16 protein-coding genes are annotated in these 13,609 nt (G+C 39.2%); 7 read left to right on the plus strand and 9 right to left on the minus strand.

Annotated features, from left to right (window positions below):
- Window positions 1–86: 86 nt before the first annotated feature.
- Entirely contained in the window at window positions 87–338 is a 252-nt protein-coding gene (locus tag MKP09_RS24820; protein ID WP_240833424.1) for a GlsB/YeaQ/YmgE family stress response membrane protein, read from the plus strand.
- Window positions 339–394: 56 nt separating this feature from the next.
- Here MKP09_RS24820 and MKP09_RS24825 read toward each other — a convergent pair whose 3' ends face one another.
- Genes MKP09_RS24825 through MKP09_RS24835 form a run of 3 tightly spaced genes read right to left on the minus strand, consistent with a single transcriptional unit; the run spans window position 395 to window position 1,776 of the window.
- On the minus strand, window positions 395–805 hold the full coding sequence (locus tag MKP09_RS24825) for a hypothetical protein (protein WP_240833425.1): 411 nt from the start codon (window positions 803–805) through the stop codon (window positions 395–397).
- Between the two features lie 14 nt (window positions 806–819).
- Complete coding sequence (locus MKP09_RS24830) at window positions 820–1,278, minus strand: hypothetical protein (RefSeq protein ID WP_240833426.1); 459 nt, start codon at window positions 1,276–1,278, stop codon at window positions 820–822.
- Window positions 1,279–1,335: 57 nt separating this feature from the next.
- Entirely contained in the window at window positions 1,336–1,776 is a 441-nt protein-coding gene (locus MKP09_RS24835; protein WP_240833427.1) for a single-stranded DNA-binding protein, read from the minus strand.
- A gap of 182 nt (window positions 1,777–1,958) precedes the next feature.
- Here MKP09_RS24835 and mnmA point away from each other — a divergent pair, with 182 nt between their 5' ends.
- Together mnmA and MKP09_RS24845 are read left to right on the plus strand one after the other, a co-directional pair.
- Window positions 1,959–3,068 (plus strand): tRNA 2-thiouridine(34) synthase MnmA, encoded by a 1,110-nt coding sequence (gene mnmA, locus MKP09_RS24840; protein WP_240833428.1) that lies wholly within the window; start codon window positions 1,959–1,961, stop codon window positions 3,066–3,068.
- 212 nt (window positions 3,069–3,280) lie between these two features.
- The gene (locus MKP09_RS24845) at window positions 3,281–3,940 is read left to right on the plus strand and encodes a hypothetical protein (RefSeq protein WP_240833429.1); all 660 of its coding nucleotides are present in this window, start codon (window positions 3,281–3,283) and stop codon (window positions 3,938–3,940) included.
- A gap of 63 nt (window positions 3,941–4,003) precedes the next feature.
- On the opposite strand, the gene MKP09_RS24850 is transcribed toward MKP09_RS24845, so the two are convergent.
- A complete protein-coding gene (locus tag MKP09_RS24850) occupies window positions 4,004–4,909 on the minus strand; it encodes a ribonuclease Z (protein WP_240833430.1) in 906 nt (301 codons plus the stop codon).
- A 43-nt stretch (window positions 4,910–4,952) separates the two neighbouring features.
- Window positions 4,953–5,336, minus strand: coding sequence for an STAS domain-containing protein (locus MKP09_RS24855; RefSeq protein ID WP_240833431.1), 384 nt, complete (start codon window positions 5,334–5,336; stop codon window positions 4,953–4,955).
- 182 nt (window positions 5,337–5,518) lie between these two features.
- Here MKP09_RS24855 and MKP09_RS24860 point away from each other — a divergent pair, with 182 nt between their 5' ends.
- Both MKP09_RS24860 and MKP09_RS24865 read left to right on the plus strand, forming a co-directional pair.
- Window positions 5,519–8,047: an ATP-dependent Clp protease ATP-binding subunit gene (locus MKP09_RS24860; RefSeq protein WP_240833432.1), complete on the plus strand. Its 2,529-nt coding sequence runs from the start codon at window positions 5,519–5,521 to the stop codon at window positions 8,045–8,047.
- 265 nt (window positions 8,048–8,312) lie between these two features.
- A complete protein-coding gene (locus tag MKP09_RS24865) occupies window positions 8,313–8,840 on the plus strand; it encodes a hypothetical protein (protein ID WP_240833433.1) in 528 nt (175 codons plus the stop codon).
- Between the two features lie 23 nt (window positions 8,841–8,863).
- Here MKP09_RS24865 and MKP09_RS24870 read toward each other — a convergent pair whose 3' ends face one another.
- Complete coding sequence (locus tag MKP09_RS24870; RefSeq protein ID WP_240833434.1) at window positions 8,864–10,486, minus strand: M20/M25/M40 family metallo-hydrolase; 1,623 nt, start codon at window positions 10,484–10,486, stop codon at window positions 8,864–8,866.
- A gap of 99 nt (window positions 10,487–10,585) precedes the next feature.
- On the opposite strand from MKP09_RS24870, the gene MKP09_RS24875 reads away from it, so the two are divergent.
- A complete protein-coding gene (locus MKP09_RS24875) occupies window positions 10,586–11,437 on the plus strand; it encodes a hypothetical protein (protein WP_240833435.1) in 852 nt (283 codons plus the stop codon).
- A gap of 59 nt (window positions 11,438–11,496) precedes the next feature.
- On the opposite strand, the gene MKP09_RS24880 is transcribed toward MKP09_RS24875, so the two are convergent.
- Together MKP09_RS24880 and MKP09_RS24885 are read right to left on the minus strand one after the other, a co-directional pair.
- Window positions 11,497–11,706, minus strand: a complete 210-nt coding sequence (locus MKP09_RS24880) for a DinB family protein (protein WP_240833436.1) — start codon at window positions 11,704–11,706, stop codon at window positions 11,497–11,499.
- A gap of 29 nt (window positions 11,707–11,735) precedes the next feature.
- Window positions 11,736–11,990, minus strand: a complete 255-nt coding sequence (locus MKP09_RS24885) for a hypothetical protein (RefSeq protein ID WP_240833437.1) — start codon at window positions 11,988–11,990, stop codon at window positions 11,736–11,738.
- A gap of 341 nt (window positions 11,991–12,331) precedes the next feature.
- Here MKP09_RS24885 and deoC point away from each other — a divergent pair, with 341 nt between their 5' ends.
- Entirely contained in the window at window positions 12,332–13,000 is a 669-nt protein-coding gene (gene deoC / locus MKP09_RS24890; RefSeq protein ID WP_240833438.1) for a deoxyribose-phosphate aldolase, read from the plus strand.
- A 64-nt stretch (window positions 13,001–13,064) separates the two neighbouring features.
- Here the strand turns inward: deoC and MKP09_RS24895 are convergent, their stop codons facing one another.
- Window positions 13,065–13,586 (minus strand): 4-alpha-glucanotransferase, encoded by a 522-nt coding sequence (locus MKP09_RS24895; RefSeq protein WP_240833439.1) that lies wholly within the window; start codon window positions 13,584–13,586, stop codon window positions 13,065–13,067.
- Window positions 13,587–13,609: the final 23 nt, after the last annotated feature.

A 13,609-nucleotide genomic window follows, 5' to 3' on the forward strand; every position in this document is an offset into this window, starting at 1 on the left:
TATAAATCCTTTTTAACCGAGATTACGTTTTTTGGCACCAAAATGGTTTATATGTTCATATTAATCAATTATTAAAAACTTACTATATGGAAATTTTATGGACAATAATTATTGGTGCAATTGCCGGATGGCTAGGCTCCATTATATTTCAGGGAAGCGGCCTCGGCCTGATTGGTAACATCGTAGTTGGTATACTAGGCTTTTTTGTAGGCGGCTGGTTACTTGGTAAACTTGGCGTAAGCCTTGGCAGCGGTACACTTGGTACTATTCTAAGCGGCGCCTTGGGAGCCATTGTAATACTGGTAATACTTAACCTTATTTTTCGGCGAAGGGTGTAAAAAACTCACCAGTTAATAATTAAGCCCAAAAGGGCTTTTTTATGAACATAACTTTACTACAAATTTTCTGATAAACCTTTCATAAAAGCCGCATACTCCAACACGTAATTGGTCTTTCTCTCATATTCGGTTTTGGGAAAAGCCTTGCGCAACATTTGCAGTGCAGTATAAGCATCGTCTTTTGTGTGAAACAATCGTACAAAAGGATCTTCATCTGTTAACTTGTCCGCTAAACCAATACCTCCATTGTAATATCTAAATGGCAGATTAAAAAGTTTTGTATTCACATAAGTGGCTGAAGAATAATATAACGATCGTATGTAAAGGTTGTTATAGTTAAGCAACCCTCGCAAAGTTTCTTTAATCTGCTCGCTTGTTTGCGGTGCTTTAGGCATATTACGCCAGCTATTAATTGAAGGGTCAAATATGTCAATATCACTTAACTCTTTCATATCTAGTTTTACCATTTTGCAGTTAATTCTTACGCCATCTGAACCTGCCGTAAACGGGGAATGATGTCAAGGTTCATGCTATCTTTGTTCAAATAATTTATGACAAAACTCCAGCCTTCTTCCATTTTAGGAAAATTAATTCTATTAGAAGGTACAAAACTCCATTTCGTATTCATAATAGAATGATGTTCACTTCTTGTACCCATAACAAAACTGCCTTTAGTAAATTTAAAGACATTCAATTCCATATTTTCCTTATAGTTTTTTAATTCGTTTTCAAAATCCAATTCTTCACGGCGATCCGGAGCTACCACATCTGTACGAACGCAAAACCATGTACCCTGTAAATTAGTTAGCTTATCATCGTTTTGGGATTCAGCCTCAAAAGGCTCATCATTTAGACCAGCAGTAAACCCCCGATGCATGAAGTCAAAACCACAGAAGTGAGGATGATGAAAATTTTTCTCATAAGCTTTAATGAATGGCAAAAATAAATAATGCCCCGTAAAAAAGAACGGGGCATTAACATAAAAAGAAAATTTCATCTAAAACGGCAAATCATCGATGGGCTCTTCCGATCCGCCATTAGAAGTAGTTGATGATGAAGGAGATGAAGTATTTGCCTGTGGCGCGTTATAATTATTATTGCCAGGTTGCGAGCCTCCATCGTTTTTACTGCCCAATAACTGCACTTCGCGTACCCGCATCGATAAGGCAGCGCCCGCAGTTCCGTCGCTCTTTGTAAAAGATCTTACTTCAGGCTGTCCTTCTACAAAAACCTGCGTTCCTTTTAGCAGATAAGGTGCAACTGCTGTCCTGTCTGTCCAATACGCACAATCAACCCAGGTAGTCCTTTCCTGCTGAACGCCCTGACTATCTTTGTATCTTTCAGAATGCGCCACAGTAAAGTTGATAACGTTTCTACCATTTACGTTATTTACCAAACAATCCTTACCCAGGCGACCAATTACCTGTATTTTAATCATAGTGCTCAGTTTTAATTATATTAAAAAAATGAATAAGCAAATTAACGAAAACAGTTGAAATCAATAAAAATTAATCAATTGAAAGGTTAAATTCTAAAACCGTAAGTAGATTTAAACCTTTCGGCTCCTAAACATGTTAAACTGTGGTTTATTATCTTTGCATCTTAATTATTTTCGATAAAATGAGCAAAAAAGGGAAAGTTCTGGTGGCGATGAGTGGCGGTATCGACAGTACCGTAGTGGCCCTTATGCTTCACCATGAAGGGTACGAAGTAGTTGGTATTACCATGAAAACCTGGGATTATGCCCAAAGTGGTGGTAGCAAAAAAGAAACCGGCTGCTGTAATGTTGACAGTTTTAACGATGCGCGAATGGCGGCTGTGCAACATGGTTTCCCTCATTTTATTTTAGATATACGCGAAGAATTTGGAGATTTTGTAGTCAATGATTTTGTAGAAGAATATTTGGCAGGACGCACACCAAATCCTTGTGTATTATGTAATACGCACATTAAATGGCGCGCACTTTTAAAAAGAGCGGATGCATTAGGCTGCGAATTTATTGCTACAGGCCATTATGCCAAAATTCGCCAGCATGAAAATGGCCGATATGTAATCAGCAAAGCTGTTGACCAAACAAAAGACCAGAGCTATGTATTGTGGGGCTTGCAGCAGGATTTGCTAAGCAGAACACTTCTCCCTTTGGGCGGCTACCATAAAACCGAAATCAGGCAAATGGCCATCGATTACGGTTATCCCGAACTGGCGAAAAAGAGTGAGAGCTATGAAATATGCTTTGTACCTGATAATGATTACCGTGGTTTTTTGAAACGCCGTGTAGGTGGTTTGGAAGAGCGTGTGAACGGCGGCAACTTCGTAGATAAGGACGGAAACATACTAGGCAAGCATAAAGGCTATCCTTTTTACACAATTGGCCAACGCAAAGGCCTGGATATAGCTCTTGGCAAACCTGCTTTTGTTACAGAAATCAATCCTGATACAAACACGGTTACGTTGGGTGATGAATATGATCTTGATAAGAATGAAATGTTGGTAGGCAAGCTTAATATGATCAAATATGACGTTATAACCCCTGGGATGGAAGCAACAACAAAGATCAGATATAAAGATTCTGGAACCTTGTGTACCCTATATCCCGAAGGTGCTAATATGCGCGTAAATTTCTATCAAAATGCAAAAGGAATAGCTCCCGGCCAAAGTGCTGTCTTTTACGAAGGAGATGACGTTATTGGCGGTGGCATTATTCAGGGAGAAAATCGAATTGTCAGGTAGTTTTATCGAATAAATGTGCTTCCTTTCAGCGCTTTTCTTATATTGCGCTGCGCAACGCTAATTTGCAATTTTATAATACCAAGCCTATGCACTATTCTCTATTGTATAAATCAAATGTATCCAAATCTCTGATTCTATTCTTTTCTTTGATATTATTGGTTTCCTGCTCACAGGAAAAAGAAATTTTTGAGACAGAAAGCATTGCTGATTACATGCCATTTCAAGTTGGAAAATCCATTACTTATCGCCTCGACTCAACTGTTTTTGTATTAAGCGGCACCGTTGAGGAGATTCATAAATACCAGGTGAAACATACCGTATTGCAGGAAACAGACAATAATAACGGCAGCAAAACATTTGTTGTGCAAAGACTTATCAATAATGAAACTGCAACCGGCCCATGGCTTAACAACGGTACTTATCAGGTTGTACTTTTCGATAATAAAGCAGAAGTTATAAATGACAACCTACGGGTATTGGCTTTACAAGCACCATTAAAGCAAGGTTTCTCTTGGAAAGGAAACAGTCAGTTACCATCTGCGCCATACGCACAACTATATGATATGGCTGCAGGGCGTGAAATGAATGAATGGGATTTCACCTACACAACATCAGGCAATGAAAATATTGAAGGACAAGAATATCAGAATGTTTGGACTGTAGAACATCATGATGAAACCTTAAATATTCCGCCAACGCCCAATACCAGTTACGGCTCGAAAGAAGTTTCTTCAGAAAGATATGCAAAAGGTATCGGGCTGGTATATAAAGATTTTCAATTGTACGAATATCAGGGAGGAAATCAAGAGAGCGGCTATAAACCTTATTATACTGGCTTTGGCATTACCATGTGGATGATAGCGCATGACTGACGTTGCGTTTAGTTGACGAGTTTAATGTTGACAGGTTGACAAGGAATCCTGCAGATCAACTTATCAAGGCAATAAATAACTCACACCTTCCAACGCCAGGTCTGTATTTGCAAAAACTTCGCGGGTTTCCGTTTCAAACTCTTGCAGCGTATCATACTTGCTGCTAAAATGTCCAATAAGCAATTTTTTAACGCCAGCTAATTGCGCAATTTTTCCGGCTTGCCTGGTTGTGGAATGAAACCTTGCGGTGGCTATGTCAGCAAGCGAATCATGATATGTAGTTTCATGATAGATCATATCCGCATCTTTTATATGAGTCAGGATCCTTTCATCATAACGCGTATCGGCACAAAAAGCATATACTTTTCCTTTAGGTGCTGCTATAGTAAGTACATCATTTTTAATAACGTTACCATTCTCGTCAGTATAATCCTTTCCGCTTTGTAAGCTATTATAAAAAGTTACAGGTATATGTTGTTCTTTTACTTTTTCGATATTCAGCCTTCTGGGATTTCTCACCTCTTTAAAAACAAATCCATAACATTTTATACGATGGTCAGTTCTAAAACAACTTACTTCCACATCATCCAAGTTAAGTAAAAGCCCACTCTCCTTTATCGTTACAAAAGACAGATTAAAACAGAGCTTTGTATCTGCAACACGGAGCTGCATTTCAATAATTTGCTGCAGCGGTTCGGGAGCAACAATAGTAAGATCTTGTTGCCGGCCTAGCAAAGCAAAAGAATTAATAAGGCCTATCAATCCAAAATAATGATCACCATGAAGGTGCGAAATGAATATATGAGAAATGCGGCTTCGCCTTACTTTATAATTGATCAATTGTATCTGCGTTCCTTCACCACAATCAATTAAAAAACTTCTGGCCGGCATTGTCAATACCTGGCTTGTGGGGTGCCTGTCAAAAGCCGGAACCGCCGAATTATTCCCAAGTATTGTTACTGCAAACATTAACCAATTTCTAATTTTAAATTTCTAATCTAAAATTTTCTATTTATTCCAACACATCATCATCCATCAATTCGCGTTCTATCTCTTCCATCTGCACAATGTCTGACGCTTCGCTTATTGTAGGCGCAACATTTAAAAGTTCTGAAAGTTCATTATCTGCCAAAAAAGTTTCTACATTTTCTGTTACACAACACGCCACAAACGAAGCATTATTTTCATAAAAATCCTGTTGAATATGAAGCAATTGCTCTGCCACAGCGGCATCCAACGTGCTAACATTACTCATATCAAACACAACATTTTTCACTTCATTTTTTAAATAAGGAAGCAAAACGACTTTGATTCCATCTGTCATTGTAGCAGACAGAACCGGTTCAATTGGCGTGATGACGTGAAATTTCTCTTTGGTATCTATTTTGACCTGCATGTAAAGATTAAATTTGGAAAAAGATGTATTTAATAAACGAGAAAACCATTCAGTGCATTCCTACATCTTCTTAATAAAAGACACATGGTTTAGCTAATGCATGGTGCCTTTGTTTACAAATAACGTAAACCAGTACCAAATATATTTGTTAATATTGTAACTAATCATTTTATCTAAAAAATATGGATAATAATTTTTCAACTCAGGTAAAAGAAATCATCTCCTACAGCAGGGAAGAAGCGCTGCGGCTGGGAAATGACTTCATTGGCACGGAACATTTGCTGCTTGGTTTAATACGTGAGGGAGATAATACGGCTATAAGAATTCTGAAAGGTTTTAATATAGATATTTTTGAACTACGTAAGGAAATTGAACTGGCAATAAAAGACAAGACCGGAAAAAACATCGCGAACATAAACAGTCTGCCGCTTACAAAGCAAGCAGAAAAAGTGATCCGCGTTACGGTGCTTGAAGCAAAGGCATTAAAAAGTAACCAGGTAGAAACAGAACACCTGATGCTTTCTATTTTAAAAAACAAGGAAAATGTTGCTACGCAGATCCTGAATCAATATGATCTCGATTACGATATGTTCCGTCAGGAATTAGGCATCGTAAAATCAAATGAGCCTCGTGCTGAGTTTGGTGAAGAGGGTGATGATGACTTTGAAGATGAAAAGAAATATTCTCAACAATCAAAAGGGTCTTCATCTAAATCGAATACCAAAAGTAAAACGCCGGTGCTGGACAACTTCGGGCGTGATGTTACAAAGCTTGCAGAAAGCGGCACGCTTGATCCAATTGTAGGTCGGGAAAAAGAAATTGAACGCGTGTCGCAAATATTAAGTCGCCGAAAAAAGAATAACCCCATTTTAATTGGTGAACCAGGCGTTGGTAAAACTGCCATAGTAGAAGGTTTGGCTTTGCGTATTGTACAAAGGCGTGTAAGCCGTGTGCTATTCGACAAAAGAGTTATATCCCTTGATTTAGCTTCTTTAGTTGCAGGCACCAAGTATCGTGGTCAGTTTGAAGAAAGAATGAAAGCGATCATGAACGAACTGGAAAAGAACCGTGACGTAATTCTTTTCATTGACGAAATGCACACAATAGTGGGTGCAGGTGGCGCCAGTGGCTCGCTCGATGCCAGTAACATTTTCAAACCAGCTTTGGCTCGTGGCGAACTGCAATGCATTGGTGCATCTACTTTGGATGAATACAGAATGCATATTGAAAAAGATGGCGCTTTAGACCGTCGTTTCCAAAAAGTAATGATCGATCCGCCAAGCGTTGACGAAACCGTGCAAATACTGAATAATATCAAATCAAAATATGAAGATTTTCATAGCGTTACTTACTCCGATGAAGCTATCGACGCTTGCGTAAAACTAAGCGACCGCTATGTAACGGATCGTCTGTTGCCGGATAAAGCAATTGACGTAATGGATGAAGTAGGCGCTCGTGTTCATTTAAAGAACATCAACGTTCCTGAAAACATTGTGGAGCTTGAAAAGAAGATTGAAGACGTAAAAGAAGAAAAGAACCGCGTTGTAAAAAGCCAGAAATTTGAAGAGGCCGCGTCACTGCGCGATACTGAAAAGAAACTGGCCGACGAATTGGAACGCGCTAAAGCTCAATGGGAAGAGGAAAGCAAACATAAACGCTACCCCATTACCGATGAAGATATTGCCGAAGTAATACATAGCATGACCGGCATTCCTGTTAGAAAAATGGTGGAAGCCGAAACAGAGAAGTTGCGCAAAATGACGGATGATATGAAAGGCATGGTAATTGGCCAGGATGATGCCATTCTTAAAGTTGTTAAAGCCATTCAACGTAATCGTGTAGGTTTGAAAGATCCTAAAAAACCGATCGGTAGCTTTATTTTCCTTGGGCCTACAGGCGTTGGTAAAACAGAGTTAGCACGCTCATTGGCAAGATATCTTTTCGATTCGGAAGATTCACTTATTCGAATTGACATGAGCGAATACATGGAAAAATTCACAGTGAGCCGCCTTATTGGCGCACCTCCCGGATATGTAGGTTATGAAGAAGGTGGCCAGCTTACAGAAAAAGTGCGCCGCAAACCTTACAGCGTAATATTGTTGGATGAAATTGAAAAAGCACATCCTGATATTTATAATATTTTACTGCAAGTGTTGGATGATGGACAATTAACTGATGGATTAGGAAGGAAAGTGAACTTCAAAAACACGATCATCATCATGACATCAAATATTGGTGTGCGTCAGTTGAAAGACTTTGGTGCGGGCGTTGGATTTGCGACACAATCACGTTTGCAGAACGAAGACGAAGAGAATAAAGCCGTGATTGAAAAGGCCTTAAAACGCACTTTCTCTCCAGAGTTTTTAAACCGTATCGACGATGTGGTGATCTTCAACAGCCTTACAAAAGACGACATCTTTAGCATCATCGATATTTCAATGAAGGGTGTTTTAAAACGCATAGAAACTTTAGGCTACGGCTTAACACTCACTGAGGATGCTAAAACATTCCTCGCGGACAAAGGTTACGATCAGCAATTTGGCGCAAGGCCCCTGCACAGAGCCATTCAAAAATACCTGGAAGATCCATTGGCAGAAGAAATATTGAACATGAGCGTCAAACCCGGTGATATACTAGAGGTTGACTTTGACAAGGAAGCCGACAAACTGGTTTTTTCTATAAAGGAAAAAGCTGACGCTCAGGAAGCATAGATAAAGCAATTCATTAATAAATTTTAACACCTCGCAAATGCGGGGTGTTTTTTATGGAACGAACTGAACTGCTACTATCATCTTCGTTTCCGCCAGTTGGCGGATCGGTTTATCGTCCTGATTATGAATCGCCAAAACTTGTGCTTTCAAAGAATCATTCTCTTAATCCAAATTGTTAAAATTTATGTAATAGATGTTCTCCATAATTATAATTACGAACATCATCGTATTTTCAAATTATTAAGCACACTTAAAAACTACCATTATGCGCTTCACTAAACCAAAAATCTTATCAATCTTCTTTATCCTTGTTGGCATCATTGCAATTGTAACACTCGCTTCATGGAACTTGCCAATGTCACCTGGAATGTTTGATAAGTTTTTTTCCGTTTCTGACACAATCCCCGGCAACTGCAAAGAAAAACTAAGTGATCTTGACGAAGCTTTTGCCAAGCTTGAAAAAGCAAAAATTGAATTAAAAGAAAAAGACATTGCAGCATCTGTTACTAAAGCATTGCGCGAGATTAATATTCAGCAGATACAAGAAAGTGTAGACAATGCGTTAGCAGATGCTGATGTTGCACTTGACAAAGTGGATCTCGAACATATAAAATCCAACGTTGCGAGCGCCATTGCCAAAATCAATACCGAAAAGATCAACGAACAAGTAAAGATTGCAGCCGAGAACCTGAAACCTCAAATCGAAAAATCGATTGAAGAAGCCAGGCTTCAAATTGAGAAAGCTCAGAAGGAAATAACTGATGCCAAAAAACAACTTCGTACAAAGAGTTGAAGTCAGATTCAGGTTGCCGGTTTCTAGTTCCAATAGTGGATAGTAATTCTGTAAAACTTGAAACCCGCAACCTGAAACTTGTAACGTTTCCTCACATCCCCCCTTCTTGTTGGAGCCACCGGCTTAGGCCATTCGCGAGGCTTACCGGTCGAAGGATCAACAGGCAATACCACCTGTTCCCTCGAAGCTTTTTCAGGATCTTCGCTTGCGGCATAAGCCATGACAGCTGTTGTTAAGATGGCATTATTACGCAGGTCATCAAATACAATTTTATCATAAGTATCCCGATTGGTATGCCAGGTAATAGTTCCATAATCCCAGCTCAAAGAACTTAGTGAAAACGCTGGTGCACCAGCCATTACAAATGACGCGAAATCAGAACCGCCAGTGCCGGGCTGGCCAGGAAAACTGGTCTCCACATATTTACGAACATCTTGTGGTACTTTAGAAAGCCATCGGCTTAAATAATTATAGGAATGTAAAAAGCCCATGCCCTGCAGACTTGTAACACGTCCTGTTCCATTATCCTGGTTAAAAACGGCCTGAATATTTGCCACAATTTCCGGATGATCTTCTACAAAAGCTCTTGAGCCGTTTAGGCCTTGCTCCTCACTTCCCCAGTGTCCTACAAGAATGGTACGCTTAGGATTGGGGTAAACTTTCTTTAAAATACGCGCTGCTTCCATCATCGTTAAGGTTCCGGTGCCATTATCAGTAGCGCCCGTAGCACCATCCCAGGAGTCAAAATGCGCTGAAAGAATTACATACTCATCAGGTTTTTCAACACCTTTTATTTCTGCAATAATATTGAATGTTGGAGCAGGGGGCAGCATTTTGGACTCGACAGTCATGTTCATCTTAGGCTTTTTACCAGATTGCGCCAGCCTGTATACCAATCCATAATCCTCAAGTGATAAATCAATGGTAGGTACTTGCTTTGTGTATGCACCAAAAATTTTATCGGCACCAACAGCCTTCGACCAATTGTTCGTGATCACGCCGAGCGCTCCTGCATTTTCAAGTGCAACGGGTAACGTTCGGCTTGTATAACCTGTTTTACTGATACGTTCTGTCCATTCAGTGAAAAGCGAATCGCGGTCCTTATTCATCTTTGCAACAGATTCTTTAATTCCAAATTCTTCCCAGTTTTTATCAGGGCGTCCGGTCGGCTGAAGCAAAGAAATCATCACAAATTTTCCTTTAACTGTAGAAAGCCATTTTTCAAATTCGGCGCCATTGGCAGCAGCAGGCAATATTATTACTTCTGTAGAAACCGTTTTGCCATTCGTACCCGGACTCCATGCCAGTTGCATACCTTCCAAAGATTTTACCCGGGGATAAGTCATTTCAAAGTGTGCCGGCCCTCTTTGCCAACCACGCCATTCACCCCATTTTTCGCTGTGGGCTGCAATGCCCCAACTTTTATATTTTTCAATGGCCCAATCCCCGGCCTGCTTCATTTCTGGTGTTCCAACAAGTCTCGGTCCAATACCGTCCAGTAATTCATGTCCTAATACCTCAAGCTGTGAATTTTGTGTAGCTTCTGTTACGATGGCATCAACAACAGCATCCTTATCTATAGATGGCTTTTGTGCAATAACAACAGTTACAGACAGTAAGAATGGTAGAAGGATAGACCTTTTCAAACAAAGCATATTAAAATGATTAAGGAAACTAAGATACAAAATGAGCAGATACGAATCTGTTGATTTGTTGATTCTATCTATATTTGGCAATATATATATATGAAAATTGAATACCCAAACGTTGCATTGCTTGTTCATACCTGCGACAGGTATGCCTTTCTTTACAAGGGGTTCCAAATATTTTTTGAAAAAAACTGGAACAGCGAAGTTCAGTGCAGCTATTATTTTGCAACGGAAGAAAAAGATTTCGCTTTCGGCCAGTTTAAAAATATCCAATCTGGAAATGGAGAGTGGGCAGACAGGCTTGCATTATTATTGAAAGAAAAAATAAAAGAAAAATACATACTCTATTTTCAGGAAGACATGTGGTTAACAAGTCCTGTAAATAAATACTTTTTCGATCGCCTTTTTGCGCTTGCAGAACAGCATAACTGGCAGCAGGTAAAACTACATAGTTCCAATGCTTATGTAACTAAAGAAACCGATTTGTTTATAGAAGGATTTAATGTTTCTCAAATAGATAATAAAGGTTCTTCCTTTCTAATGTCACATCAAGTTACGCTTTGGAACAAGGAGTTTTTACTAAAGCAACTTTATAAAAAAGAACATCCTTGGCGAAATGAAAGACGCGGCACACAAAGACTTAAAAAGTTAAATCCGCAAATATTTCAAATTGATTATTTCGCAGAGAATGGCCAGCCAGCATACAACAATAATCAAAACCTAATATTAAGAAGTGGTTATTACACCGTATCAATTAATGGAATGTTAGGAAATACGGTTGAGCCTTATATAAAAGCACTTTTGAATGAAGATGAGCATCCTGAAAATAAAAAATATGGACTTCAATTACAACATCATTATAACAACCAGTTGACGCACGACGGATTATCCAAGCCCAGAAAGGTAGATATTTTTAAAAGGATCAAAAACTGGTTTCAGGGTAAATAGAAACAGCGAAGCGAATTATTTTTAGATAATTAATTACGCCCCGCCGTTCATTCAGTTTTTTAAAAATTTTGATCATCTGCTGATGGGCCGTAGCTTCCAGGCACTTTGATATCGTTTAGCCGATAATACACGCCAAGCTGCGCACGATGATGTGTTATTTGGTTTAGTGAATGCCTTATAGCCGCATATTTAGTCCATTCAGCTAACTTGTTGCCATTATATTTCAAACTCCAAAAAGGCTCCAAATCAGCTTCAGTAGCCTTTTCCAAAGCTTTTAATGAATCACTGTAATTTTTTTCTAAAGCATCAAGTAGCTGCTGACGGTTTTCATATAAAGCCGGCTTGTCGCCTTCAGCGAGATCAAAAATTCGGTTTTTAGCATAAAAGAAGCCCAACCAAACACTTCCGTAATATGCTGCGCCAGATGCATCAGTTTCATACTTTTCTCATGCGGCGCATAATCATTTTTTCCTTCGGGAAACTCGTTCAGGAATTTTTTGGTTGTATTATGCTCTTCGGTTAATTCCTCCCTAAGTTGTTTTAAAGTATCCATATAGTTTTCGATTAATTGTTTGATGAAAGGTACAAACTATTTGAAGTTCGCGAATGTGAAAATTTTGTAAACAGTAGCGGTAAACGTAAATTTTTTATGCCACGAATGCACGAATAAATAGGATTGATTAATGATAAAATGAAGTATCCACAGAGTAATGAAGTAAGCAGAAAATTGCAACCCTTTCACATCTTTCCGAAATTTAAACTTATGTTTTGGGTTTGTATTTCTCTGAGACATAATTCCTGTACTTGTTCCAACGTGGTGAGTTGTTTCATCGGCTTATTCGTTTATCCATCTTTAATTTCCATCGCTTATTTTTGATGTCAAATAAATGTATTATGCAACTCAATCAATATATCGATCATACCATTTTAAAACCTACAACCTTAGTTAGCGATATTGAAAAAGTTTGTGCGGAAGCAAAGCAATACCACTTTGCGTCTGCCTGTGTTCCGCCACCTTTTGTAAAAAAATCAAAAGAACTGCTTCTAGACAGTGGTGTCAAAACCTGCACTGTTATTGGGTTCCCGTTTGGCTATTCTGCCATCGAAGCTAAACTTGCCGAAACGCTTTTAGCTATTGTTGACGGTGCGGATGAACTAGATATTGTAATTAATTTAATCGCATTAAAAAATAATGATTGGCAATATCTCGCCAACGAGGCGAACCATTTAATACCTATCATCAAAGAAAAAGGGAAAACAGTTAAGATCATTATTGAAAGCGGTGTATTGACAGATAACGAAATCATTAAATGTTGCGAACTGTATGGCGTTGCGGGTATTGATTATTTAAAGACTTCTACAGGTTATGCTGAGAAAGGCGCGAGCATACATGCCGTTGAATTATTTAAAAAACATTTGCCACAAGGAACGGGTATCAAAGCCAGCGGTGGTATTCGGGATTACGATTTTGCCAAAAAACTAGTTGAAGCCGGTGCTGCCAGGTTAGGATGCAGCGCAAGCGTGGCGATTGTAGAAGGGGGAAAAGGGGAAGGAAGTTATTGAAAACAGTTGACGGATGGTAGTTGACAGAGGACAATTTGTACATCTCTGTATGTGAACTCATAAACTAACCCCTCCCACTATTTTCAACATACCCTTTTAGTTCTTCATTAAAAGCTTTTTCTTTTATTAATTGCTCTAATGTCAGGTGCATCCTGTAACGCCAGTAGTGCTGAGGGTTTGCTGGTATGTTAATGCGTTCATCATCCGGGTTGGTGCGGCGTAATTCGGCACTCATACCCAAAATATCCTGTAGCTGAAAAATACTCCACATTGCAGGTGAATATAAATGCTGCAACACAATGGCCCGGTTAATCCAGGGCTCGCAGAACTGCGGCGCATCGCCGCTTTGTCCCAACTCATTATTATAAAATTGTTGAGTCGTATTTTTATCTTCTTGCCACCAGCTGCGTACCGTACTCATATCATGAGTGGATGGTGTAACAACAGATAAATAGGGAGCATCCGCCAGATTGCAAAATTTCACACCGGGATTTTTCGGCATTCTTTGTATTTCGAGGCTTAAAATCCCCAATTGTTTCATAACGCCCGGAACAGTTTCGGAACCATTCCCAAATCTTCGCCGCATATCAACATATTAGTTGCAGCCTT

Origin of the sequence: Paraniabella ginsengisoli (assembly GCF_022513635.1) — a bacterium.
Lineage (GTDB): Bacteria > Bacteroidota > Bacteroidia > Chitinophagales > Chitinophagaceae > Niabella > Niabella ginsengisoli.